Raw genomic sequence first — 20,823 nt, 5'->3', positions numbered from 1 at the left:
CCCCTCCTTACAGAGCTTCAACGGATATGAAGTCATTCGTATATACACAAATATCTGCAGCTATTTTTAAAGCTTCTTCCACGATTTTCTCAGCAGGTAAATCGGTAAAGCGGGCAAGAGCCCTAGCAGCCGCCAGAGCGTACGGCCCTCCCGAACCGATAGCCGCTATGCCATCATCGGGTTCAATAACTTCGCCGTTACCCGAAATTATAAGTATGTGCTCCCTATCAGCCGCAATCAGCAGAGCTTCCAGTTTTCTCAGCATTCTATCGGTACGCCATTCCTTTGCAAGTTCTACAGCGGCCCTTACCAGATTACCGTGAAATTCCTCCAGTTTTCCTTCAAACTTTTCGAAAAGGGTCACCGCGTCGGCCACAGAACCCGCAAAACCTGCGAGTACCCGGCCGTTATATATTTTTCTTATTTTCTTCGCGTGATGCTTCATTATGGTATTTTCCCCAAAAGTCACCTGACCGTCGCCGGCTATGGCGGCTCCCTTTTTGTTAACAACAGCTACTATGGTGGTAGCGGAGAACATCCGGCTTTCCCCCTTTTCACGAGTGAGGAAAGGCTTTGTCATAGACCTCTTTCAGCCTTTCTTTTGTAACATGAGTGTAGATCTGCGTCGTAGACAAGCTCACATGGCCCAGCAACTCCTGAACAGTCTTTAAATCCGCTCCGTTATTCAGCATATGGGTTGCAAAAGTATGTCTTAGAGTGTGAGGACTGATTTTGGCGTTCAACGACAATAATTTAACGTACTTATCTATTATCCTTCTTACGCTTCTATCGGTCAACCTGGTCCCATTCTTGTTTAAAAACAAATAATCGCACGTTAAATTTTTTACAAGGTACGGCCTGCTTTTTCTCAAGTACTCTTCAAGACTTTCAGCAGCTTTTGACCCGAAAAACACCACCCTCTCCTTCGAACCTTTACCGAACACTATAATGAAGTTCGCACCCAGATTGACATCTTTGAGTTTTAGTGAAACAAGTTCACTTACCCTCATTCCGGTAGCGTACAAAAGTTCCATTATTGCTCTATCCCTGATGCCCAGCACATCCTGCCCGGGCGCCGAAAGCAAAGCCTCAATCTCAGCCGGATACAAAAAGAGAGGCAATTTTTTGGGTAATTTCATCCCTTGAACCATCTTTGTCGGGTCCTCTGAAACCAGGCCTTCTGTGCTAAGGTACCTAAAAAAGCTCCTTATGGCAGAGAGCTTACGCGCGATAGTTTTTTTGGATGCGCCGCTTTCCTTAAGATAGGCTAAAAATCCGCGAATGTCTAGATGGGTGATGTCGTTTAGGGTCTTCGTTTTAGATATTTTATTTTGTTCCAAATATTCGATAAACTGCCCCAAGTCGTTAGCATAGGCTTTTAAGGTGTTCGGCGATTGGTTTTTCGCTGCACTAATATAAGTTAGAAAACTGTCAATCGCATGGTTTTCCACATTTATCTACCTCGCGGTGAACAAATACTATACTACCACAACATTTGTTTTTATGCAAGATTAAATTCTAAATTATTTTTAAATTTTATGTTAAATTTTTTTGAATAGCCAAATTATACCATCAATTTATTAACAGCAATAAATTCCCTCAAAATCTTTATAGAGCGTTGGGCAAGTCGATGGTTTCGCTCTTTTTTCGATTTAACCTTCTCCTCTAGCGGTGGAAGTATTCCAAAATTGGCCTTCATCGGCTGGAAATTCTTGGGGTCAGCTGAAGTTATATAATGGCAAAGGGATCCCACAACAGTTTCCAAGGGAAATGTAATGGGGTCCAGCCCTTTCAACCGGCGTACCATATTTACACCCGCAACTATGCCCGACGCTGCCGATTCTATATATCCTTCGACTCCGGTAATCTGCCCGGCAAAAAACAACCCGGAGGTCGTTTTCAGCTCAAGCCAGGGCTGCATAAATTTGGGACTCATGATAAACGTATTTCTGTGTATAAAACCGTATCGGACGAATTCCGGATCTTTCAACCCCGGAATTTTGCTGAATACCCTTTTCTGTTCCGGCCATTTCAGGCTGGTCTGGAAGCCTACAATATTAAAAAGGGTACCTTCTCTATTTTCCTTCCTCAGCTGAACAACGGCATAGGGTTGTTTACCGGTTCTCGGATCTATTATCCCAACGGGTTTTAGCGGGCCGAAAAGCAATGTCTTCGGCCCTCTCCTTGCCATTACCTCGATGGGCATGCATCCCTCGAAAAATACGGGTTTTTCAAATTCCTTCAGAGGGTGAACTTCTGCGTTTATCAGTTCATTGTAGAACTCCATGTACTCTTCTTCGGTCATGGGCAAATTCACATAATCTTCATCGCCTTTGTTGTACCTGGAGCCCCAAAAAGCGATATTCCAATCTATGGAGTCCGCCGTAATAATCGGGGCGGCGGCATCGTAAAAGTAAAGGTATTCCTTGCCCAGCAGTTGGCTAATCGCTTTGGATAGGGAATCCGAAGTGAGGGGGCCTGTTGCTATTATCGCAGGAGGTTCCGGTATATGATCCACCTCTTTCCTGCAGACTTCAATCAGCGGGTGTTCTTGGATGGCAGAAGTCACAGCGCTAGAAAATTTTTCCCTGTCTACGGCAAGGGCCGCTCCCGCAGGGACGCTGTTTTCCTCAGCTTTTTTTATAATAAGCGACCCCAAAAGGCGCATCTCTTCTTTTAAAAGCCCCGCAGCATTGGTCAGTTCATTGGACCTCAAGGAATTGCTGCACACCAGCTCGGCCAGCTTATCGGTATGATGGGCAGGCGTCGACCTTACCGGTCTCATTTCGTACAGTTCAACTTTAAAGCCCATATTCGCAATATACCAGGCCGCTTCACATCCTGCCAGACCTCCGCCTATTACTTTTACTTTTTCCATAATTTCACCCCTCAACCTGGTCTTTGTAACCGCATTCCGTGTTAGTGCATGCCGTTATCTTGCCGCTCTTTGTTGACTTTACAACCATCAAACCCCCGCAGCGCGGGCACGGGGTTTCGCTGGGCGGATCCCACGTTACGAATTCGCAATTGGGATAATTGCTGCAGCCGTAAAACTTTCGCCCCTTCTTGGACTTTCTGACGACGATTACCCCTTCGCATACAGGGCATTTTACGCCGGTTTCTTCGAGTAATGGCTTTGTATTTTTGCATTCAGGGAATCCCGAACACGCCATAAATTTCCCGTACCTGCCGTGTTTTATTACCATATTTCTGCCGCAAAGCTCGCATTTTTCCTCGGTAACTTCATCTTCAATTTTCACTTCCTCAATTTTCTCTTCGGCTATCTTGAGCTTTTCCTCAAAGGGTCTGTAGAAGGACTCGATAATTTTCTGCCAATTCTCTTCTCCTGCTTCTATTTTATCCAGCTGGTTTTCCATTTCCGCAGTAAAATCCAGGTCAACTATATCGCTAAAGTACTCCTTTAATATTTCCGTCACAAGTTGCCCTAGTTCCGTCGGTTTAAACCTTCCTTTTTCTTTTTTTACATAACCTCTTTTTTGTATAGTGTCGATTATTGGCGCATAGGTGCTCGGACGGCCGATACCTTTTTCTTCAAGCGCCTTTACCAGCATAGCCTCAGTAAATCTCGGTGGCGGCTGCGTAAAGTGCTGTTCGGGCATAATTTTTAAGAGCGTAAGCTTTTGCCCTTGTTCGAGAATGGGCAGAGTCCCTTCGTCTTTTTCGGTTTCCTCATCGGCTCCTTCTATATACACGGCCATAAAACCCGTAAATTTGAGAGTCGAACCGGAAGCTTTGAAAATGTAAGAGCCGGCTTTTATATCTATCGAAACGGTATCGTATACCGCCGGTGCCATCTGACTTGCTAAAAACCTTTCCCATATCAGCTTATAAAGCTTGTACTGGTCTAAAGTTAAGGAATCCTTAATAGAGTCAGGATGGCGGAAAACCGAAGTCGGCCTTATGCCCTCATGGGCATCCTGTATGTTTTTTTTGGCCTTTTTAACCGACATGCTTTCCGCTACATACTCGGAGCCGTAATTGGCTTTAATATATTCTTTTGCTTCTTTCTGAGCCTGTTCAGAGATCCGGGTTGAATCGGTCCTTATATAAGTTACGAGACCAACGGTGCCCTCCCCCTTGATATCAAGGCCTTCGTAAAGTTGCTGGGCTATCATCATAGTCTTCTTGGCGGTAAAACCCAGCTTTCTGGCCGCTTCCTGCTGCATGGTACTGGTAGTGAAAGGAGGTGCGGGGTTGCGGCGCCTTTCGCCTCTTTTAATCTCCATGACCACAAATACCTGATCTTGCAGATCGGCCACAATTTTTTCCACCTGTTCCCTGTTCTTCAGGTTTATTTTTTCATTGCCCCGAGAATGGAGTTTCGCCTTAAAGCTACTGCCGTCAGGTCGATCTGCAAGTTCCGCCTCAATTGTCCAGTATTCTTCCGGTACAAATTCAGCTATCTCTTTTTCTCTATCGCATATCATCCTGACCGCCGCCGACTGAACCCGTCCGGCACTTAATCCCCATTTAACCTTGCGCCACAGAATCGGGCTTATCTTATACCCTACCAGACGGTCCAATATCCTCCTCGCCTGCTGGGCATCCACTAGATTCATGTTTATCTTTCGGGGGTGCCGCAGGGATTCGGAAACAGCGGTCTTCGTTATTTCGTGGAACTCCACCCTGCAAGGGGTCTCGGGTGGAATGTCGAGAAGGTGCGCCAAGTGCCAAGATATAGCTTCACCCTCCCTATCGGGGTCGGTGGCGAGCAAGACCTTCTGAGCTTTTGCAGCCTCTTTTCTCAAGTTTTCGATTATAGACCCCTTGCCGCGGATGGTTATATACTTCGGTACAAAGCCTTTTTCTATATCGATTCCCAGCTTGCTTTTCGGCAGATCCCGTACATGGCCCATGGATGCAGCAACTCTATATTCTTTCCCGAGGAATCGGCTGATAGTCTTTGCTTTAGCTGGAGACTCAACAATTATCAGAGATTTAGCCATATCATCACCTCAAACTCTCATGACATATCCTCCCGGCAGAGACGCTATCAAGTCCTTCAGCTGGAGACGGGTTATGATCGCATTAATTTCTTGAGGGGCTTTACCGGTCTTCTGGACGACGACCTCTACGTTTGTAGGATGATAATCAATCAGATTCAGCACTTCCATTTCCTCCAGGCTGATCACAGAACCTTTTTCCATATCAACTCCAGCGCTTTTTCTCAAATTTAGTTCTTCCAGGATATCGTCTACGTTTTCGACCAGCTTTGCTCCCTGTTTTATAAGCTTATGGGTTCCCCGGCTGTAAGGGCTGAAGATACTGCCTGGTACCGCAAAAACCTCCCTGCCATGATCCAGAGCAAAATCAGCGGTAATCAAGGATCCGCTTTTTTCAGCGGCCTCTACCACCAGCGTTCCTTTAGAAAGACCGCTTATGATGCGGTTTCGCGCTGGAAAATTCGAAGGCAGGGGCCTGAAACCCATAGGAAAACTGCTTATCACACAGCCCGCTTTAATTATTTCTGCCATAAGATTGTAATTTTCCGGAGGATAAACTATGTCTATGCCGCATCCTAAAACCGCCGTGGTCGTCCCCCCGGCTTCGAGCGCGCCTTTATGGGCGATGGAATCAATTCCCCGGGCCATTCCGCTGACCACATTTATTTCGAGTGATGCCAGCTCCCGCGCCATTTGTTCCGCAATCTTTCTGCCGTAAGGGGTTGGTTTCCTGGTCCCCACAATCGCTACGGCCTCGAGGTTAAGAACCGCCACTTCTCCAAGGACATAAAGTACGGGCGGCGGATCGTAAATTTCCTTTAACAGCTGTGGATATCTTTCGTCATCCAGAGTTAAAAATTTTGCTCCGAGTTTAGCTGCCCTTTTTATCTCTTCATAAGGGTTTACCCTTTTTTTGTATTCCAGAATAACGTCGCATATCTTTTCGCTTATCCCCGGGACCTCCAGCAACCGAGTTCTTGTTGCGTTCATAAAATCGGAGTAAGTTTGAAAATAATTTAATAACTCTCTGATTCGCACGGCACCCAGATTGGGTATCATATTCAGAGCCACAAGCAGCTCCAGCTCTGCCATTATAATCCCTCAATAATATTAGTATTCTTATATTCTATATCGGTATTAGTATTCGATACCAGGTTGTGCACCTATTCCTTTCTTGAAATGGTGTTTTATTTCTCTGACTTCGCTGACCATGTCAGCCTTTTCCATTAATTTTTCCGAAGCATAGCGTCCTGTTAAAACCAAGGTTGTTTTTTCCGGCTTTAAATCTATCAAGCTCAATACATCCTCTTCTGATACAAGGCCGAAATCCACAGCCACGTTGATCTCATCGAGTATGACGAGATCGTACTCGCCTCCGGCGATGACCTGCCGTGCCAGTTCAGCCCCTTCTCGGGCAAGCCTTAGATCTTCGGGATGCGGATCGCCTTTTTTGACAAAACAATCCCTTCCCTTTTGAACCAGATGAAAATTCGGCAGGTAACTTGTAGCCCTCACTTCACCGTAGTCGGGGTTCCCCTTCATAAACTGTATCATATAAACCTTCTCGCCGTGTCCTATGGCTCTTAATGCAAGACCCATAGCGGCTGTAGTCTTTCCCTTGCCGTTTCCGGTGTAAACCAGTACCAGACCTTTTTTAGACTTCATAACTATTCACTCCTTTAATAAAAAAATAATAGCACATATTGCCTTTAAGGTCAAAGTCTGTTGGATTTGCATACAAAATTGTCATTATTTGGATGTTTTTGCTATGTCCCGGGAAATAAATATCAATATCTTAAATTTTGAAAATACCTGTCTAGGTTTCTATACTGCAGAGCTTCAGCCAGGTGTCTTTCCTTTATATTTTCGCTTTGATCCAGATCGGCTATGGTTCTCGCTACTTTCAACACCCTGTTATAGGCCCTACCGCTGAGCTTCAACCTGTGGAAGGCTTCCTTCATGAGAAGTTTTTCGGCTTTGCCCAGCTTGCAGTATGTATTCATCATGGCGGGTGTGAGCTGGGAATTATAAAAAATATTTCGGCCTTTATAACGTTCGAGTTGAATAGCCCTTGCCAGTTCGACCCTCTTTCTTATCGTGGTAGAATCGGTAGAATCCACCTTTTCGAAATCTGAAAAGGTTATAGGTGAGGCTTCCACCTGTAGGTCTATCCTGTCAAGAAGAGGGCCGGAAATTTTGCTTAAGTACTTATGTATCTTATGAGGTGGACAGGAACATTCATGGAAAGGATCACCGAAATACCCGCACGGGCAGGGGTTCATCGCCCCAATTAGCATGAACCTGGCGGGATAGGTGACCGTTGCGTTTATCCTGGCTATGGTTATCTTGCCATCTTCCAGCGGTTGGCGGAGCTGTTCTAAAATCTCTCTGGAAAATTCGGGCAGTTCATCCAGGAATAAAACTCCGTGATGGGCCAGGCTAACTTCGCCGGGTTTTGGTATTCTCCCTCCACCCACCAGGCCCACAGCAGAAATGCTGTGATGAGGTGCCCTGAAAGGCCTGCTTTCAATTAAAGATGCCCTTCCCGATAAGAGCCCGGCGATACTGTAAATCTTGGTCAATTCCAGGGATTCCTCAAAGGTCATTGAGGGCAGGATCGTGGGAATGCGCCTCGCTATCATGGTCTTTCCGGAGCCGGGAGAGCCCACCATAAGCACATTGTGGTGGCCGGCTGCCGCTATCTCAAGGCACCTTTTTAGAACTTCCTGACCTTTTACTTCTGAAAAATCACCTTCAAAATCCCGGGTGATTGTACCACGTGTATTGGGTTTAAATTTTTCCGGCCTAAACTCGCCCTTAAAAAAGTCCACTGCTTCTTTCAGATTCCTCACACCGATAACTTCTATCCCATTTATGACAGCAGCTTCTTCAGCATTTTCAAAGGGCACCACGATCCCCTTCAAGTTTTTCTGTTTGACCTCTATCGCCATGGGTAGAACTCCGTTTACAGGCCTTACTCTTCCATCAAGAGATAATTCACCTACTATGGAATATCCCCGCAGGGAACCAGCCGGAAGTTGTTCAGTGGCAGCCAGAATGCCGAGAGCAACGGGCAGGTCAAAATGAGGTCCCTCTTTTTTTATGTCAGCGGGTGCTAAATTCAGGGTGATCCTTTTTATGGGGAAATCAAAATTCTGATTTTTTAAAGCTGCCCTTACCCTCTCCCGTGACTCCCTGACAGCTGTATCCGGCAGCCCCACTATGTCAAAGGCCGGAAGACCGCTTGAAATATCGACTTCCACGTCTACCAGGAAGCTGTCAAGGCCGTATATCGCACAACTTTTTAATGTGGCTAACATTTTTTCCTCCCTGCTTATATTGAACCTCCATTTGCATTCGTTTACCCAGCATTTAAAGATTCCCTTATAACCCGCCTGGTTTTGTTAAAAACGGTCTCCAAAACATCGACTCCTTTCATGTTTTATAGTTTTGTCACAACCAAATTAAAGCTGTATTAAAAACAATTCTATAACTTTATCAATCCTCCTTGATTAGAGGTAAATATTCAGCGTATTTCTCAAAATTCCTCTAAAAAGAAAAAACTGCTTTTAAAAGCAGGAATGTTTCCCTATATATTTCAAACACACAGCATGAAAATCCGAGATAACTTATATAAATTAGATATTAGCACTTATAAGGGAATTTTGCCTAAAAAGTATCTCTTTTTCATTATTTTTTATCTTTCTTTTTTTCGTAACGCTTTATTCCAAAGCGACTCGCAGAATGGTCGCGGCCCAAATAATAGTTGAGCCAGGAAGAGGTCTGATAGAGGTCCCAGTTGGGCGGCGGTATAATATTGCCATCCAGCTCGTGCTCTTTTCCAAAACGCTTCAGACGGGCGTAAGCACGGACATAAGCGCATTTTTTCTTATTGGGATAAACCTCACACCAGCCCATGTAGCTGCCTCCGCAAGCCCCGTTCCGCTGGTTTTTGGGACACTGAGACATGGGACAGACATATGCCACATCCATCAAAGCACAGTCGCCACAATTTTGGCAATCGTACAGGCAAACTTTCATGAGGTGTTCGAAGGCATGGTATGGTCTCTCTAATGAAGTCCCGTCAACCATTCTGGCTATTGCCTGCATTGGTTTCCACAGAGGTGTCCCGGGCTCAAGCATCATACGATGCGTAAATGTGGACAGGCGGTAAATAAATTCCACCGGGGCGTCAAGAGGCCTGTTTTTGCGGTCGACCGGATTGGGAGTGTTGAGACCGGTCTTGGGATCCTTTTCGTAGTAATAGAAACCGCCGGGGATCGGAAAATCAAATTCATGAATGAAGTCCATCCAGTTTTTGCTGAGTTCTTCCCCTTTTTCAATAACATACTCTACATCTTCGTATTTGACGCCGTGACCACCTATGTGCACGCCATCGTAACCCATTCCTTTCATAAAGGCATACATCTTTGCTGCTCTGTCCAGGCGGGCCTGGCGTCCTTTATCCGGAGCCTGAGCTTCTTTCTCCAACTCGGCTACCAGTTTGTCCGTAACGACGCAACCGGGAATCCTATTTTTGTTCATTACTCTTGCCGTACCTAGAGGCAGGATGTAGATATTACCGATAACCGGAATATTCCACCCCTGCTGCCGGATAAATTGAATTACTTCATGGAATTTTCGGGCATCATAACCCAGCTGGGTAACAATGAATTGGGCTCCAGCTTTTACCTTTTTCTTTAATTTATAATACTGAACCATTTGTTCTGCTTCCGTAGCTTTAAAGGGTGAAACAACAGCACCGGCAAAAAAATCACTGGGCTGATGCTTTATAGTTCCTTTTATTCCCGGATACTCAAGCCCGCGGTTCATTTGTGAAATAAGGTCGAGAACATGGATGGGGTCAACGTCAAAGACCGGCTTAGGGCGGCCCGCATAACCCGAAACGGTGTAGTCTCCCGTCATTACAAGAAGATTTCTGACCCCGGCCCGATCTAGGGCATACAGCTGGCTTTCGATCTGGTTGCGGTTTCTATCTTTGCAGGTGAAATGAACCAGAGGCTCGATACCTTTTTTAATTACTTCAGTTGCTAGATAGTCCGCCAGAATAGCCGGATTTCCACCCGGGTTATCGGTTAGAGTGAGAGCATGTATTTTTCCTCCCTTAGCTGCCTGCTCTGCTGCCATTATAGCCTCTTCCTGCGTCTTTTCCCTGGCTCCCCTACCCGGCACCAGTTCCCAGGTAACGGAAAAAACGTTTTTGTCTAGCAGGGACTCCTTAAAACGGTTCTGCATTGTTACCTCTCCTTTCACTAAATTAAAAAATAAATACTTCTCATAATCCTCAAATGTTTTTTCTGCCAGGGAATCTTATTGATGAGAAAATTTTTTTATTTGTTTCAGGAAAAGTAACCTTTTTTGTGATTACTCCCGAAAGAACATCCTATCTTTAATTATACCAATTTTGAAAATATTCCACAATAACCAAAATAAAATTTCAATAAGGTAAATAATTGCAAAATGCCTGTTTTTAACTGTTTCTCTGGAAAAATCTAGTTTTTATTTAAATCATTATTAACAGCATGACCATTTGTAAGACGTTGCACAAAAAAGGCCACGGCAGCTACTTCTGCCGCGGCCAACTAGTTACTTTCGTAATTTAATTATTCTGCCACTACTTTACCTGCACGGGATGCTTTAATATAATTCAGGCAGTGTTTATCCCGTCCCGCCAATGCTTCTGCCGCGAAGACTAAAGACATGAGGTGGCGATCTAAGGGGTCCGCGATGAGAGCATCCATACCCGCTTCCGCACACATCACGGCAAACGCCCGATTTAGAACTTTCCTTACCGGCAATCCATGAGAGACGTTAGAAAGACCGCTGATTACATGTACCTTGGGATATTTCTCCCGCAAAGCCCGTGTAGTTTCCAGCACCTCAACCGCAGCAGTACCACTGACCCCTAACGGCTTAATCAGCGGATCAAGATAGATATCCTCTTCGGAAATACCTGCCTCTACTAAGCCGGGTATTAGTTTATCAGCCACCCGCAGGCGATCCTCAACCGAATTTGGCATGCCAGCATCATCTATACACAAGGCGATGACCATGGGTTTATATTTGCTCACCAGCGGGAGCATTTCTTCCCACCGTTTTTTCTCGGCGGAAATAGAATTTATCATGGCCCTACCTTTGTGGCGGGATAGCCCGACTTCCATGGCCGCGACGTTAGGGGTATCAATGCATAAGGGTACATCCACAGCTTCCTGTATAATACCTACCAGCCATTCCATTACTTCAGGCTCTTTTTCCATGAAAATGGCACAGTTTATATCTATTATATGGGCTCCGGCCTCTGCTTGTTTTTTGGCCAGATCCTTAAGGTACGCTTCATCCCGGGCTTCTAAAGCTTGGGCGATTGATTTACGGCTTGAATTTATCAACTCCCCGACAATTAGCATCTAATATCCTCCTTTTATGCTTTAATGTCTATTTCGTCGTAGAGACCTCTAAATCATATTCCTCAGGTCTCCACTTCGTGAGATCAAGTTCCTTCTGAATTTCGTGCCAGAACTTCTCTTCATCGTCGGGTATTCTTTCAATCTGAGAACTAATGATGTCCAGCCACTTTTTCTCACGCGGAAGTACCGTCACTTCACCTTTTTCCATATCACCGCGCCTCATAAACGGCGGTCTGATCATCTCTCTGACGTCATTCGGAGTACACCTTAGAAGGCTCTTCAGGCCGTACTTCTCCTGGTACTCCCTCATCTTATCCAGTAAGATCTTATTGATCTCGAAGCCCCATTCTGGCTTCATCGTGGTCTCCGGGAGCAGCTCCACTTCCACAATGATGCCGGGAGCGTAAAGGTCCTTCGCCCTCTTGAGAATACCTTCTATCATTTCCGAATACTGCCTATAAACTTCAGAAATAGTGCTCTGATCAATTTTCATCGGTGGAAGGGTCATATTTATCTCAGGATAAACGGATCCTCCGCCTATTACCATCCCGTTTTTTGCTTTCACGGGATTGGGCGCAACCCCGTATACGAAGTCATCAAGTGATTTTATCGCCAGTTCGCTAAACGTTTTAACCGGCTTGTAATCCATATGGGTTCCCCCTCTTTTTTAAAAATCCATTTTTTATGTAGGCTCACCCTGTTTTAGGCCATCCTGCAGGCCTTACCACCCCTAATTAGTAAATCAGTCTTATTACCCAGCCAGGCATTTTCTGCAAACTTCGACTGCTGCAGCAGCATCGGGTGCGTATCCATCAGCGCCGATCTCATCGGCAAATTTTTGGTTGACGGGCGCTCCACCGACGAGTATCTTTACCTTGTCTCTCAGTCCAGCTGCAGCCAGAGCATCTATGGTAGTTTTCATATTGACCATGGTGGTAGTCAGCAGAGCAGACATACCTACAATATCCGGCTGATACTGCTTTACGGCCTCAATAAATTTGTCCGGTTTCACATCCACGCCCAGGTCGTAAACCTTGAAACCGTTGCTTTCCAGCATCATGCATACCAAGTTTTTACCAATATCGTGCAGGTCGCCCTCAACAGTGCCCATTACGACTGTACCCTTAGTAGTCACCTCAGCTCCTTGCTGGCTCTCCTTTAACACCAGCTCCATTCCGGCTTTCAGCGCCGCGGCAGACAGCAGGACTTCCGGCACAAACATCTCGTTGTTCTTGAACAGTTCACCAACCTTGTCTATGCCCGCCATCAGACCCTTGTCGATGACATCCTTCGGGCTTACTCCACTGGTCAATAAACTCTTTGTAAGTTCTACAACTTGTGTTTCATCACCATCCAATACAGCCTGTGCTAATTCTTCTAAGCTTGCCATCCTGGTAGATACCTCCTTTTAATTTTTCTTTAATAAATAATTGCATGACTTGAATCCGCTATTATAAGCGGATTTCAAGCTTAAAATCATTTTAATTTTTTCTGATAAGGGGGATGGCACAGTGTTATTGGATGGAAAAACAATAATTTTGAAAAAATTCTTTTTGCAAGGACATGGCTTTTATTGTTCCCTGATTAAGTTGAATTTGTCTAATTATGCTCACAATTTAATATATTTATGAATCCCATAATAATATAACACGATTTTTATTTTTTGTCAAACAAATCTTATTTTATCTTTATAAATTTTAACTAATTATTATTATTTTTTATGAATAGCATAAGTAGATCAAGTCCAAATATTTTGGGTAAAATTCAGTCCTTTTTTTGGATTACTCAAATTCCTCTCCCCGCTCAATCCAAAATTTGCTCATCTATAACTTTCCAGATCTTAATTGCTCTTGTCTTCCCATTAAACCTTCACATAAAAACTGGCGTTTACTCGAAAGCAAACGCCAGTTGATTTCATGAATATCTGTAACCATACCTAAGTGCTCGCCAGGTGAGTAGCATGAGATCTTCGCTTTTCTTCATTATGCAGTGCTTCCAGTTCCCTCAATGTGCCGAGCGCCATAGGAACAGCGAGCAAGAAGGAAAAAACGTCTGAAACGGACTGGCTAATTTGTACCCCAAGCAATCCAAACAAACGAGGGAGGATTATAACGGCCGGGATGAAAAACAACCCCTGCCGGGAAGCGGATACAACAGAAGCCTGGAATCCCTTTCCTATCGTCTGCAGCAGCATATTTGTCATAATAATCCAAGATGAGAGAGGAAATGTGAGGCATTGAAATCTCAGCGCCCTTATGCCTATATTGATTACCTCCAGATCTTCCTTTCGAAAAATTGATATGATCTGATAAGAAAACATAAATCCGAAAACAGCAACCGATGTCAGGAAAACAGCAGCAGTTCTAACGCAAAACCAGAATGCATTCAGTACCCGGTCGTATCTTCTGGCACCGTAATTAAACCCGCATACCGGCTGAAATCCCTGTCCAAAGCCGATTACTGCCGACATTGCAAACTGGAAGATGCGCGCTACGATAGCCATGGCGGCTATTGCCGCATCGCCATAAGGACGCGCGCTGAAATTCATGCAGATCATCGATGTGCTGCCGAGAATCTGCCGGATGAAAGACGGCAAACCGCCCTTGAGAATTTCCCTGTAGATTTCCCATTTTGGCGTAAAATTTTTGAACTTAATTCTAATATTGCCTCCTATCCTGGAATTGTAATAAAGTATGCAGAAACTGATAAATTGACTTATTATTGTAGCCAGTGCAGCTCCGCCGGTACCCATTTTAAACACGAAAATAAATATAGGATCTAGGACGATATTGAGGATGCTGCCGGTTGCTATCCCCAGCATCGCGAAAAAGGCGCTGCCCTGGAAGCGGAGAATATTATTGAGCACGAAAGATGCCATCATATAAGGCGCACCTATTAAAATATACCTAATATAACTTCTCGCATAAGGCGCAATCGTCGGAGTTGCTCCTAGAGCATAGACCAGAGGATCTAAAAATATTAAACCTAAGAAGGTAAGTACGGCACCCAAAAACAATGCGGTAAAAAAAACAGTTGCAGCCACATTAGAAGCGTATTCCCTTTTTTTCTGGCCCAGCAGGCGGGATATGTAATTCCCAGAGCCCATGCCTATTGTAAAACCTAAAGCTTGTATTATTGCCATCAAAGAAAATGAAATGCCTACCGCCCCGGAGGCACTAGTGCTGATTTTACTGATAAAAAAAGTATCCGTCATATTGTATATAGCACTAATCAGCATGCTGATTATCGTAGGTACAGCTAATGAACAAATAAGCCTGTTCACGGGTTCCTGTGTCATTATTCTGAATTTTTCATCCGCTGTCATTTTGCTATACATAACACATCATCCTTTGGCGTTTTTTTAAGATGAGCATAAGGTCCTCAACATTTTCTGCAAAATGGATGTTAAGTTGGCCATGATAATAGAAAAACAGCGCTTACTTTAATAAAGTAAACGCATGTTTACAATAAATTATCGAATTAAAAGCATATCATTTATCAGCCAATAAATTTTCTACTTCATACTGCTGGTATAGTTCCTGCATCCAGGTGCTGTATTCCTGTTGAACTTTTTGATTTAAAAGTATATCTTTTATTTTATCCTTGCTCTCTTCATAATTAGCTTCCTGGGCTTCTTTTATTTCTTCCACTTTAATGATATGGTATCCATACTGTGTCTTTACCGGAGAACTGATCTCTCCTACCTTTAAAGAAAACGCGGCTTCTTCAAACTCCTTTACCATATCCCCTCTGCCGAAAAAGCCGAGGTCTCCACCCTTTTCCTTTGTTGCCGTATCGGTGGAGTATTGCTTTGCTAATTCAGCGAAATCTTCTCCGCTCTTTAATTTTGCTATTACTTCATTAGCCTTTTCCTCATTTTCTACCAAAATGTGGCGGGCTCTCACCTGTTTTTCCCGCGCGAAATTGTCTTTGTTTTCTTCAAAATAAGATTTTATCTCTTCTTCAGTAATTGATATTTTTGGCTCCAGAAGCTTTTTAATTTTGATATCCATAGCCAGGTCCTTTTTATATTCTTCCAGCGAATAACCGCTCATCTGCAAATTCTGCGTAAAGGCTTCTTCACCGCCGTAGTATTCGTAAACCTTTTCCAGTTCCCTCTGGATATCTTCCTCTGACACATTAATATTCTGTTTTTTTGCTTCCAGATCAATGATTTTTTGTGAAACCAAATAATCCAAAGCCTCTTTCCCAACCAATTTTACCATCACATCGTATAACTCATCTTTACTGATTTCCTCACCATTTACCCTGGCCACCACTTCCTTTGAACTCCCAGGACTGCAGCCGGCAATTAGAGCCAGGATAGCAGTCGCAATTATTAAATAGGTCACTGTTTTACGTCTTATTTTCGGAAATTCCCACACTTTAAATCACACTCCACAATTTTTATTTGAATTAACCAACTACATATTATTAATGTTAACAGATATTGACCGTTTTTGCTAGATGTTATTCCGATCTATTATGCGTCTATAATTTTTATTTAAACCCGACGATGACCATACGATTGAGCCAGCCGCAGTTAGATAAGCGGTAAAAGGACCCTCCTATCCTTTGGTTAATTCTCTCTTTACGATCTCGTCGAGGATAGCGCCTGTTTGTGCTACTAACACTTATATTGGTTATTTCATCGTATTTATTAAAAATTCGGTTCATATAATTTGTAAGATTTATGGCTTCAAAGGGTTCGAATAAACCCATTTCGAGCATCTCATTATTATTTCTGAGAATTAGGTAATCCGCCATAACTCTCAAAATTAAAGCATTTTCTAAAGGGGTTAACCTATCTACCCGGCTAACTAATGAATCAAAAGTCATTTCAAAGTCTTTAATAAACAGGTCAGTTAAGTAAAAGGGAGTTTTAAAAAAGGGTTGAGCCACCCTCACCCCTTGGTTAGAATAAAATTGACAAACCCAAAAACCTAACTGGAGGGATGAGAAATGGCTCAATATAATATTACCATTGATTCTGAAATTTTGCACCACCTACTTTTAAAGGGAGCCAAAGATGAGGGGATGGCCAAACTATTGGAGTCCGTACTCAACCAAATACTACAAGCACAGGCCACCGAGCAAATCAAAGCTGAACCTTATGAAAGAACCGAAGAGAGAAAAGATTACCTTAACAGTTGCTATCAGAGAAATCTTGTTACCAAAGTCGGCACCCTTACGTTAAGAGTTCCAAGGCTCCGCAACGGTAAGCTCACTACTGACATCTTTCGCCGTTACCAGAAAAGCGAACAAGCCCTCTTACTGGCATTAATGGAAATGGTGGTTAACGGGGTATCTACCCGGAAAATTGAAGAAATAACCTACGAGCTTTGCGGTACCGAGTTTTCAAAATCTACAATCTCTGAACTATGTAAAAACCTTGACCCTATTGTTACAGCCTGGAATTCCAGGCCTCTTAGAGAAAAGAAATTCCCCTTCGTCATAGTAGATGCTATGGTTATAAGGGTTAGGGGAGATAGCGGGTTCGCCAGCGAGGACTGTTAATCGCCGTTGGTGTAAACGAAGAAGGCTACCGGGAAGTATTAGGTCATAGCTTTTTGACAGCGAATCGGAAAAGCTTCCGTGAATTCTTTTCTTGGCTCAAACAAAGGGGTTTGCGAAAAAAAATGAGGACCCCGTAAGATGTATAACCATCGACGACAGGTCCTGCTGCGACTGATCATCTCAGTTTCTTTTTAAATTGTTAGAATCACTGTATCTTGAAACAGCGCAGAAGATGCCTCACGGGAATAATGTAGCTGCACATTGCATGGCAATATGGACCCCGACATTATGATTCTGGGCATGATGCTCGCCAGCGGCCTAAAAGGCGTTTTTGAGGTGAACCAGATCCGGCAACTTCCCGGGGTTCATTTTGATGTCTATGACGTCAAACCTCAGATCACCGATGGGCCTGTTGTACTCGTTCAGGAAATTTAGAGCTGCAGCTCTGATCTTTTTTTGCTTGCTGCGATCAACGGCTTCCATACCTCTGCCGAAAGCGTCGGAAGCCCTAGTTTTTACCTCAACAAAGACCACGGTATTTCTCTCCCTGGCGATAATGTCTATCTCGCCGTGCTTGCACCGGTAATTAACCTTTATGATTTCGTATTTATTGGATTTTAAATAATTCAGGGCGTAATCCTCCCCAAATTTACCCAGTTCCTTATGATTCAACGCAATCCCAGCCCTTTATCGAAAAGCTCCTCCTGTGAATAGGGCTCAGACCGTATTTTTTAATCGACTCGACGTGTTTTTTGGTACAGTACCCCTTGTTGTTGCAAAAATCGTAATGGGGATACAGTTCGTGGTAATTCTTCATTATCCTGTCCCGTTCGACTTTGGCAATTATAGAAGCTGCGGCGATTGATGCGCAAAGCCGGTCCCCGTGGATTATATTCTCCTGCTGCACGTCAAGGCCCGGGATTTTCAGGGCATCGACCAGGACGATATCGGGCTTTACCGAAAGGCCCTGTACAGCTTTTTGCATAGCATGGAGGGTTGCATTCAGGATATTGTGCTCGTCTATGTACTTTTCGTCGACCACGGAAAAATTGACAGCCACAGCTTTTTGCTTTATCTCTTCGTAAACCGCTTCCCGCTGCTTTTCGCTCAAGAGCTTGGAATCGTTCAGCTTCAAAATAAAAACATCCAGAGGGAGGATAACCGCCGCAGCCACTACGGGACCCGCCAGCGGCCCTCTCCCGGCTTCGTCAACGCCTGCTATGTATCGGTAGCCTCTCTCCGAAAGCAACCTTTCCCGCGCAAAAAGCTCATAAACCCTTTTCTTCTCAGCCGCCAGGTTGAGCTTCACTGTATCGGCCTCCTTTACCGCATTTATATCTTTTCTACAAATCCTGCCAGAGTCCTCCTTCTTCACCCGGCTCTTCCAGGGAAATTCTCCCAAGTTTTCCTTCCTGAAATTCTTTCAGCAAGGTCTTAGCGGCTCTGAAAGTATCCGCCTTGCCGCCGGCGGCCATAAATCCTCTATTTTTGGCTATTTGCTCGAGAATCACCGGCGGATTTTCACTCGAATTTACTCCGTACCTGTTCACAAGTGTTTCCGGGAACCGTCTCATCAAAAATCCTATCAATTTAAGCGATATCTCTTCCACATTCAGCAATTCTTCCTTTATACATCCCAAAAACGCAAGTTTCAAACCAACGGCCTCTTCTTCAATCTTGGGCCAGAGGATTCCGGGGGTATCCAGCAGTTCAAATTTATCCCCGGCCTTGAGCCACATTTTACCCCGGGTTATTCCGGGTTTATTTCCAGTTTTCGCGCCTTTTCTGCCCGCAATTTGATTAATAAAAGAGGACTTCCCTACGTTTGGCACTCCGACAACTATGCCTCTTAAAGGTCTTTTTATTTTACCTGAAAGCTCTTTTGCGAATTCATTCAGCTTTTTAAATCCGACCCTCCTGCGGGAATCCACGCTCAACGAATCCATCCCGTTATCGGCAAAAAAGCTGACCCATCGTTCGGTGGTCTTTTCGTCCGCCAGGTCGGCCTTATTCATAATTATAAGCAGCTTTTTTGAGCCGATAAGGTCATGTATATCGGGAATATGGGTGCTTTTCGGTGCCCGGGCATCAACTATTTCCAGCACTACATCCACCAGTCTCAGGTTTTCCTTTATAATCCTTCGCGTTTTGGCCATGTGGCCTGGATACCAGTGGATATCCAAAAAACTTCACCTGCCCATAAATTAATAAAGGGACTGATCTCAGTCCCTCTCCTTGATTCTCGCAGCTTTACCCCTTAAGTTTCTTAAGTAATAAAGCTTCGCTCTGCGAACCTTACCTCTTTGAACTACTTCTATCTTATCAATACGGGGTGAGTGTAAAGGGAAAATCCTCTCTACTCCCACGCCATAGGAAACCTTTCTGACGGTAAACGTTTCCCGCAAACCGCCGCCTTTTCTGGCAATAACGGTACCTTCAAAAACCTGAATTCTCTCTCTGCTTCCCTCAACTACTTTGGTGTAGACTTTCACCGTATCTCCCGGCCTGAAGTCGGGTATGTCCTTTCTCATCTGTTCTTCCTCTACTGCTCTAAGTAAGTCCATGTTCTCCCTCCTTTCTTAAATATGCCAGACCCTATTATAGCACAACCCATTATTCTTGACAACCAAAACCCATTTCTTCCAGCAATTTTTTATCCAGTTCCGTCAGTTTGAGTTTTTTAAAAAGATCGGGTCTTTTTTCCATGGTACGCCTGAGAGCTTCCCTGCGCCTGAACAGCTCTATTTCCTTGTGGTTTCCCGAAAGCAGAACCTCCGGAACTCGAAGACCCCTGTAAACCTCCGGTCTCGTATAATGGGGATATTCCAGCAGGCCGTTAGAAAACGACTCCTCGCTTACCGACTCGTAGCTGCCCAGAACGCCCGGTACCAACCTAGAGGTCGCATCGACTATAGCCAGGGCAGGGATTTCACCGCCGGTCAATACAAAATCCCCCAGTGATACTTCATCGGTTATTATGGTTTTTACCCTTTCGTCAATACCTTCGTAATGGCCGCATATGAGAATTATATGTTCTTCGCAGGACAATTCCCTGGCCATTTCCTGGTTGAAAATTCTGCCCTGGGGTGAGAGCAATATTATTCGCCTCTTCCTGGCCTCAACGCTACCTACGGCGAAATCCACGGCCTCGAAGATGGGCTCGGGTTTCATAACCATACCCGCACCCCCGCCGTAAGGGTAGTCGTCCACTTTTTTATGCTTGTCCCTGGAAAAATCCCTGATATTTAAAAGCTCTATTTTTATAAGACCCTTCTCCCGGGCTCTTTTCAATATGCTCACATCCAGCGGTCCTGCGAAAAACTCCGGAAAAAGGGTAAGGATATGAAATAAGAGCACTAATCCATTCCCTCCATGAGTTTTACTACCATTTTATTATTTTCCAGGTCAATCTTTCTTACGACATCCCTTATGGCGGGCAGCAGCAATTCTCTGCCGCCTTTCAGGTCGACTACGTAAACATCATTGGCTCCTGTTTTGAGTACATCCCGAACCCGTCCGAGCAGTTCGCCGTCCTCCTCTCTGTAAACTTCCATGCCGATTATATCGCAGATGAAATAATGTCCCTCGGGAAGTTTTACAGCATCTTTTCTATGAACCATGAGGTACCTGCCCCTCAAGCGTTCGGCGGACTCTACCGTATCGATCCCCTCAAGCTTTAAAGCCACGAAATCTTTTTTGAGAAACACTACGGAGTTTACAACGTAAGATTTTAAAGCTTCGTCCTCTTCAACCAGAACCGATTTTAGCTTCCTGAACCGGTTGACGTCGTCGGTTAATGCCTCTACTTTGACCTGCCCTCTAACTCCCCAGGGAGCGAGTACCCTCCCGATGGCTATATACTCCCTCAAGGAAAGAGCCTCCCATCGTCGAATAAAAGGGTTAGGCTGGCCCCTAAC

19 protein-coding genes and 1 pseudogene are annotated in these 20,823 nt (G+C 44.5%); 1 reads left to right on the top strand and 19 read right to left on the bottom strand.

Going from position 1 to position 20,823, the window contains the following annotated elements; translation table 11 throughout:
• Nucleotides 1-7: 7 nt before the first annotated feature.
• From hslV to TOCE_RS05360, 13 genes are all read right to left on the bottom strand, one after another.
• The gene (gene hslV / locus TOCE_RS05420; protein WP_013275889.1) at nucleotides 8-538 is read right to left on the bottom strand and encodes an ATP-dependent protease subunit HslV; all 531 of its coding nucleotides are present in this window, start codon (nucleotides 536-538) and stop codon (nucleotides 8-10) included.
• 16 nt (nucleotides 539-554) lie between these two features.
• Complete coding sequence (gene xerC, locus TOCE_RS05415) at nucleotides 555-1,451, bottom strand: tyrosine recombinase XerC (RefSeq protein ID WP_013275888.1); 897 nt, start codon at nucleotides 1,449-1,451, stop codon at nucleotides 555-557.
• Between the two features lie 113 nt (nucleotides 1,452-1,564).
• Nucleotides 1,565-2,878 (bottom strand): methylenetetrahydrofolate--tRNA-(uracil(54)-C(5))-methyltransferase (FADH(2)-oxidizing) TrmFO, encoded by a 1,314-nt coding sequence (trmFO, locus tag TOCE_RS05410; RefSeq protein WP_013275887.1) that lies wholly within the window; start codon nucleotides 2,876-2,878, stop codon nucleotides 1,565-1,567.
• 4 nt (nucleotides 2,879-2,882) lie between these two features.
• On the bottom strand, nucleotides 2,883-4,967 hold the full coding sequence (gene topA, locus TOCE_RS05405) for a type I DNA topoisomerase (protein ID WP_013275886.1): 2,085 nt from the start codon (nucleotides 4,965-4,967) through the stop codon (nucleotides 2,883-2,885).
• A 9-nt stretch (nucleotides 4,968-4,976) separates the two neighbouring features.
• Nucleotides 4,977-6,056, bottom strand: a complete 1,080-nt coding sequence (gene dprA, locus TOCE_RS05400; protein ID WP_013275885.1) for a DNA-processing protein DprA — start codon at nucleotides 6,054-6,056, stop codon at nucleotides 4,977-4,979.
• Between the two features lie 45 nt (nucleotides 6,057-6,101).
• On the bottom strand, nucleotides 6,102-6,629 hold the full coding sequence (gene cobO / locus TOCE_RS05395) for a cob(I)yrinic acid a,c-diamide adenosyltransferase (RefSeq protein WP_013275884.1): 528 nt from the start codon (nucleotides 6,627-6,629) through the stop codon (nucleotides 6,102-6,104).
• A gap of 122 nt (nucleotides 6,630-6,751) precedes the next feature.
• Nucleotides 6,752-8,284: a YifB family Mg chelatase-like AAA ATPase gene (locus TOCE_RS05390; protein WP_013275883.1), complete on the bottom strand. Its 1,533-nt coding sequence runs from the start codon at nucleotides 8,282-8,284 to the stop codon at nucleotides 6,752-6,754.
• A gap of 370 nt (nucleotides 8,285-8,654) precedes the next feature.
• Nucleotides 8,655-10,220, bottom strand: a complete 1,566-nt coding sequence (locus TOCE_RS05385) for a methylenetetrahydrofolate reductase C-terminal domain-containing protein (RefSeq protein WP_013275882.1) — start codon at nucleotides 10,218-10,220, stop codon at nucleotides 8,655-8,657.
• A 368-nt stretch (nucleotides 10,221-10,588) separates the two neighbouring features.
• Complete coding sequence (locus TOCE_RS05380; protein ID WP_013275881.1) at nucleotides 10,589-11,389, bottom strand: methyltetrahydrofolate cobalamin methyltransferase; 801 nt, start codon at nucleotides 11,387-11,389, stop codon at nucleotides 10,589-10,591.
• Between the two features lie 28 nt (nucleotides 11,390-11,417).
• Nucleotides 11,418-12,038: a methyltransferase MtaB domain-containing protein gene (locus TOCE_RS05375; RefSeq protein ID WP_013275880.1), complete on the bottom strand. Its 621-nt coding sequence runs from the start codon at nucleotides 12,036-12,038 to the stop codon at nucleotides 11,418-11,420.
• Nucleotides 12,039-12,140: 102 nt separating this feature from the next.
• The gene (locus TOCE_RS05370) at nucleotides 12,141-12,779 is read right to left on the bottom strand and encodes a cobalamin B12-binding domain-containing protein (RefSeq protein WP_013275879.1); all 639 of its coding nucleotides are present in this window, start codon (nucleotides 12,777-12,779) and stop codon (nucleotides 12,141-12,143) included.
• Between the two features lie 546 nt (nucleotides 12,780-13,325).
• The gene (locus TOCE_RS05365) at nucleotides 13,326-14,726 is read right to left on the bottom strand and encodes an MATE family efflux transporter (protein WP_013275878.1); all 1,401 of its coding nucleotides are present in this window, start codon (nucleotides 14,724-14,726) and stop codon (nucleotides 13,326-13,328) included.
• Nucleotides 14,727-14,880: 154 nt separating this feature from the next.
• A complete protein-coding gene (locus tag TOCE_RS05360) occupies nucleotides 14,881-15,741 on the bottom strand; it encodes a foldase protein PrsA (protein ID WP_245523147.1) in 861 nt (286 codons plus the stop codon).
• Nucleotides 15,742-16,351: 610 nt separating this feature from the next.
• On the opposite strand from TOCE_RS05360, the pseudogene TOCE_RS05350 reads away from it, so the two are divergent.
• Nucleotides 16,352-17,022, top strand: a pseudogene (locus TOCE_RS05350) (IS256 family transposase); the annotation flags it as partial.
• 202 nt (nucleotides 17,023-17,224) lie between these two features.
• Here TOCE_RS05350 and TOCE_RS05345 read toward each other — a convergent pair.
• The 6 genes from TOCE_RS05345 to rimM are packed head-to-tail and all read right to left on the bottom strand — an operon-like array spanning nucleotide 17,225 to nucleotide 20,775.
• Nucleotides 17,225-17,578, bottom strand: coding sequence for a YraN family protein (locus tag TOCE_RS05345; protein ID WP_013275875.1), 354 nt, complete (start codon nucleotides 17,576-17,578; stop codon nucleotides 17,225-17,227).
• Nucleotides 17,568-18,281 carry a ribonuclease HII gene (locus TOCE_RS05340; protein WP_013275874.1) on the bottom strand — a complete coding sequence of 238 codons (714 nt, stop codon included), beginning with the start codon at nucleotides 18,279-18,281 and terminating at the stop codon, nucleotides 17,568-17,570. The genes TOCE_RS05345 and TOCE_RS05340 overlap by 11 nt, the downstream gene beginning before the upstream one ends.
• Nucleotides 18,250-19,089: a ribosome biogenesis GTPase YlqF gene (ylqF, locus tag TOCE_RS05335; protein WP_013275873.1), complete on the bottom strand. Its 840-nt coding sequence runs from the start codon at nucleotides 19,087-19,089 to the stop codon at nucleotides 18,250-18,252. The genes TOCE_RS05340 and ylqF overlap by 32 nt, the downstream gene beginning before the upstream one ends.
• Nucleotides 19,090-19,128: 39 nt before the next feature.
• Nucleotides 19,129-19,470: a 50S ribosomal protein L19 gene (rplS, locus tag TOCE_RS05330; protein ID WP_013275872.1), complete on the bottom strand. Its 342-nt coding sequence runs from the start codon at nucleotides 19,468-19,470 to the stop codon at nucleotides 19,129-19,131.
• Between the two features lie 49 nt (nucleotides 19,471-19,519).
• Entirely contained in the window at nucleotides 19,520-20,263 is a 744-nt protein-coding gene (trmD, locus tag TOCE_RS05325) for a tRNA (guanosine(37)-N1)-methyltransferase TrmD (protein WP_013275871.1), read from the bottom strand.
• Nucleotides 20,263-20,775: a ribosome maturation factor RimM gene (gene rimM, locus TOCE_RS05320; protein WP_013275870.1), complete on the bottom strand. Its 513-nt coding sequence runs from the start codon at nucleotides 20,773-20,775 to the stop codon at nucleotides 20,263-20,265. The genes trmD and rimM overlap by 1 nt, the downstream gene beginning before the upstream one ends.
• Nucleotides 20,776-20,823 lie beyond the last annotated feature (48 nt).

Source organism: Thermosediminibacter oceani DSM 16646 (genome assembly GCF_000144645.1).
GTDB lineage: Bacteria > Bacillota > Thermosediminibacteria > Thermosediminibacterales > Thermosediminibacteraceae > Thermosediminibacter > Thermosediminibacter oceani.
Note: the sequence above shows the minus strand (reverse complement) of the source record. Positions and strands in the feature narration are given on the sequence as shown.

Excerpts from the sequence above, each read along its gene's own strand:
- hslV (WP_013275889.1), bottom strand. The coding sequence starts at position 538 with ATGTTCTCCGCTACCACCATAGTAGCTGTTGTTAACAAAAAGGGAGCC.
- trmFO (WP_013275887.1), bottom strand. The coding sequence starts at position 2,878 with ATGGAAAAAGTAAAAGTAATAGGCGGAGGTCTGGCAGGATGTGAAGCG.
- topA (WP_013275886.1), bottom strand. The coding sequence starts at position 4,967 with ATGGCTAAATCTCTGATAATTGTTGAGTCTCCAGCTAAAGCAAAGACT.
- dprA (WP_013275885.1), bottom strand. The coding sequence starts at position 6,056 with ATGGCAGAGCTGGAGCTGCTTGTGGCTCTGAATATGATACCCAATCTG.
- cobO (WP_013275884.1), bottom strand. The coding sequence starts at position 6,629 with ATGAAGTCTAAAAAAGGTCTGGTACTGGTTTACACCGGAAACGGCAAG.
- TOCE_RS05390 (WP_013275883.1), bottom strand. The coding sequence starts at position 8,284 with ATGTTAGCCACATTAAAAAGTTGTGCGATATACGGCCTTGACAGCTTC.
- TOCE_RS05385 (WP_013275882.1), bottom strand. The coding sequence starts at position 10,220 with ATGCAGAACCGTTTTAAGGAGTCCCTGCTAGACAAAAACGTTTTTTCC.
- TOCE_RS05380 (WP_013275881.1), bottom strand. The coding sequence starts at position 11,389 with ATGCTAATTGTCGGGGAGTTGATAAATTCAAGCCGTAAATCAATCGCC.
- TOCE_RS05375 (WP_013275880.1), bottom strand. The coding sequence starts at position 12,038 with ATGGATTACAAGCCGGTTAAAACGTTTAGCGAACTGGCGATAAAATCA.
- TOCE_RS05370 (WP_013275879.1), bottom strand. The coding sequence starts at position 12,779 with ATGGCAAGCTTAGAAGAATTAGCACAGGCTGTATTGGATGGTGATGAA.
- TOCE_RS05365 (WP_013275878.1), bottom strand. The coding sequence starts at position 14,726 with ATGTATAGCAAAATGACAGCGGATGAAAAATTCAGAATAATGACACAG.
- rplS (WP_013275872.1), bottom strand. The coding sequence starts at position 19,470 with ATGGACTTACTTAGAGCAGTAGAGGAAGAACAGATGAGAAAGGACATA.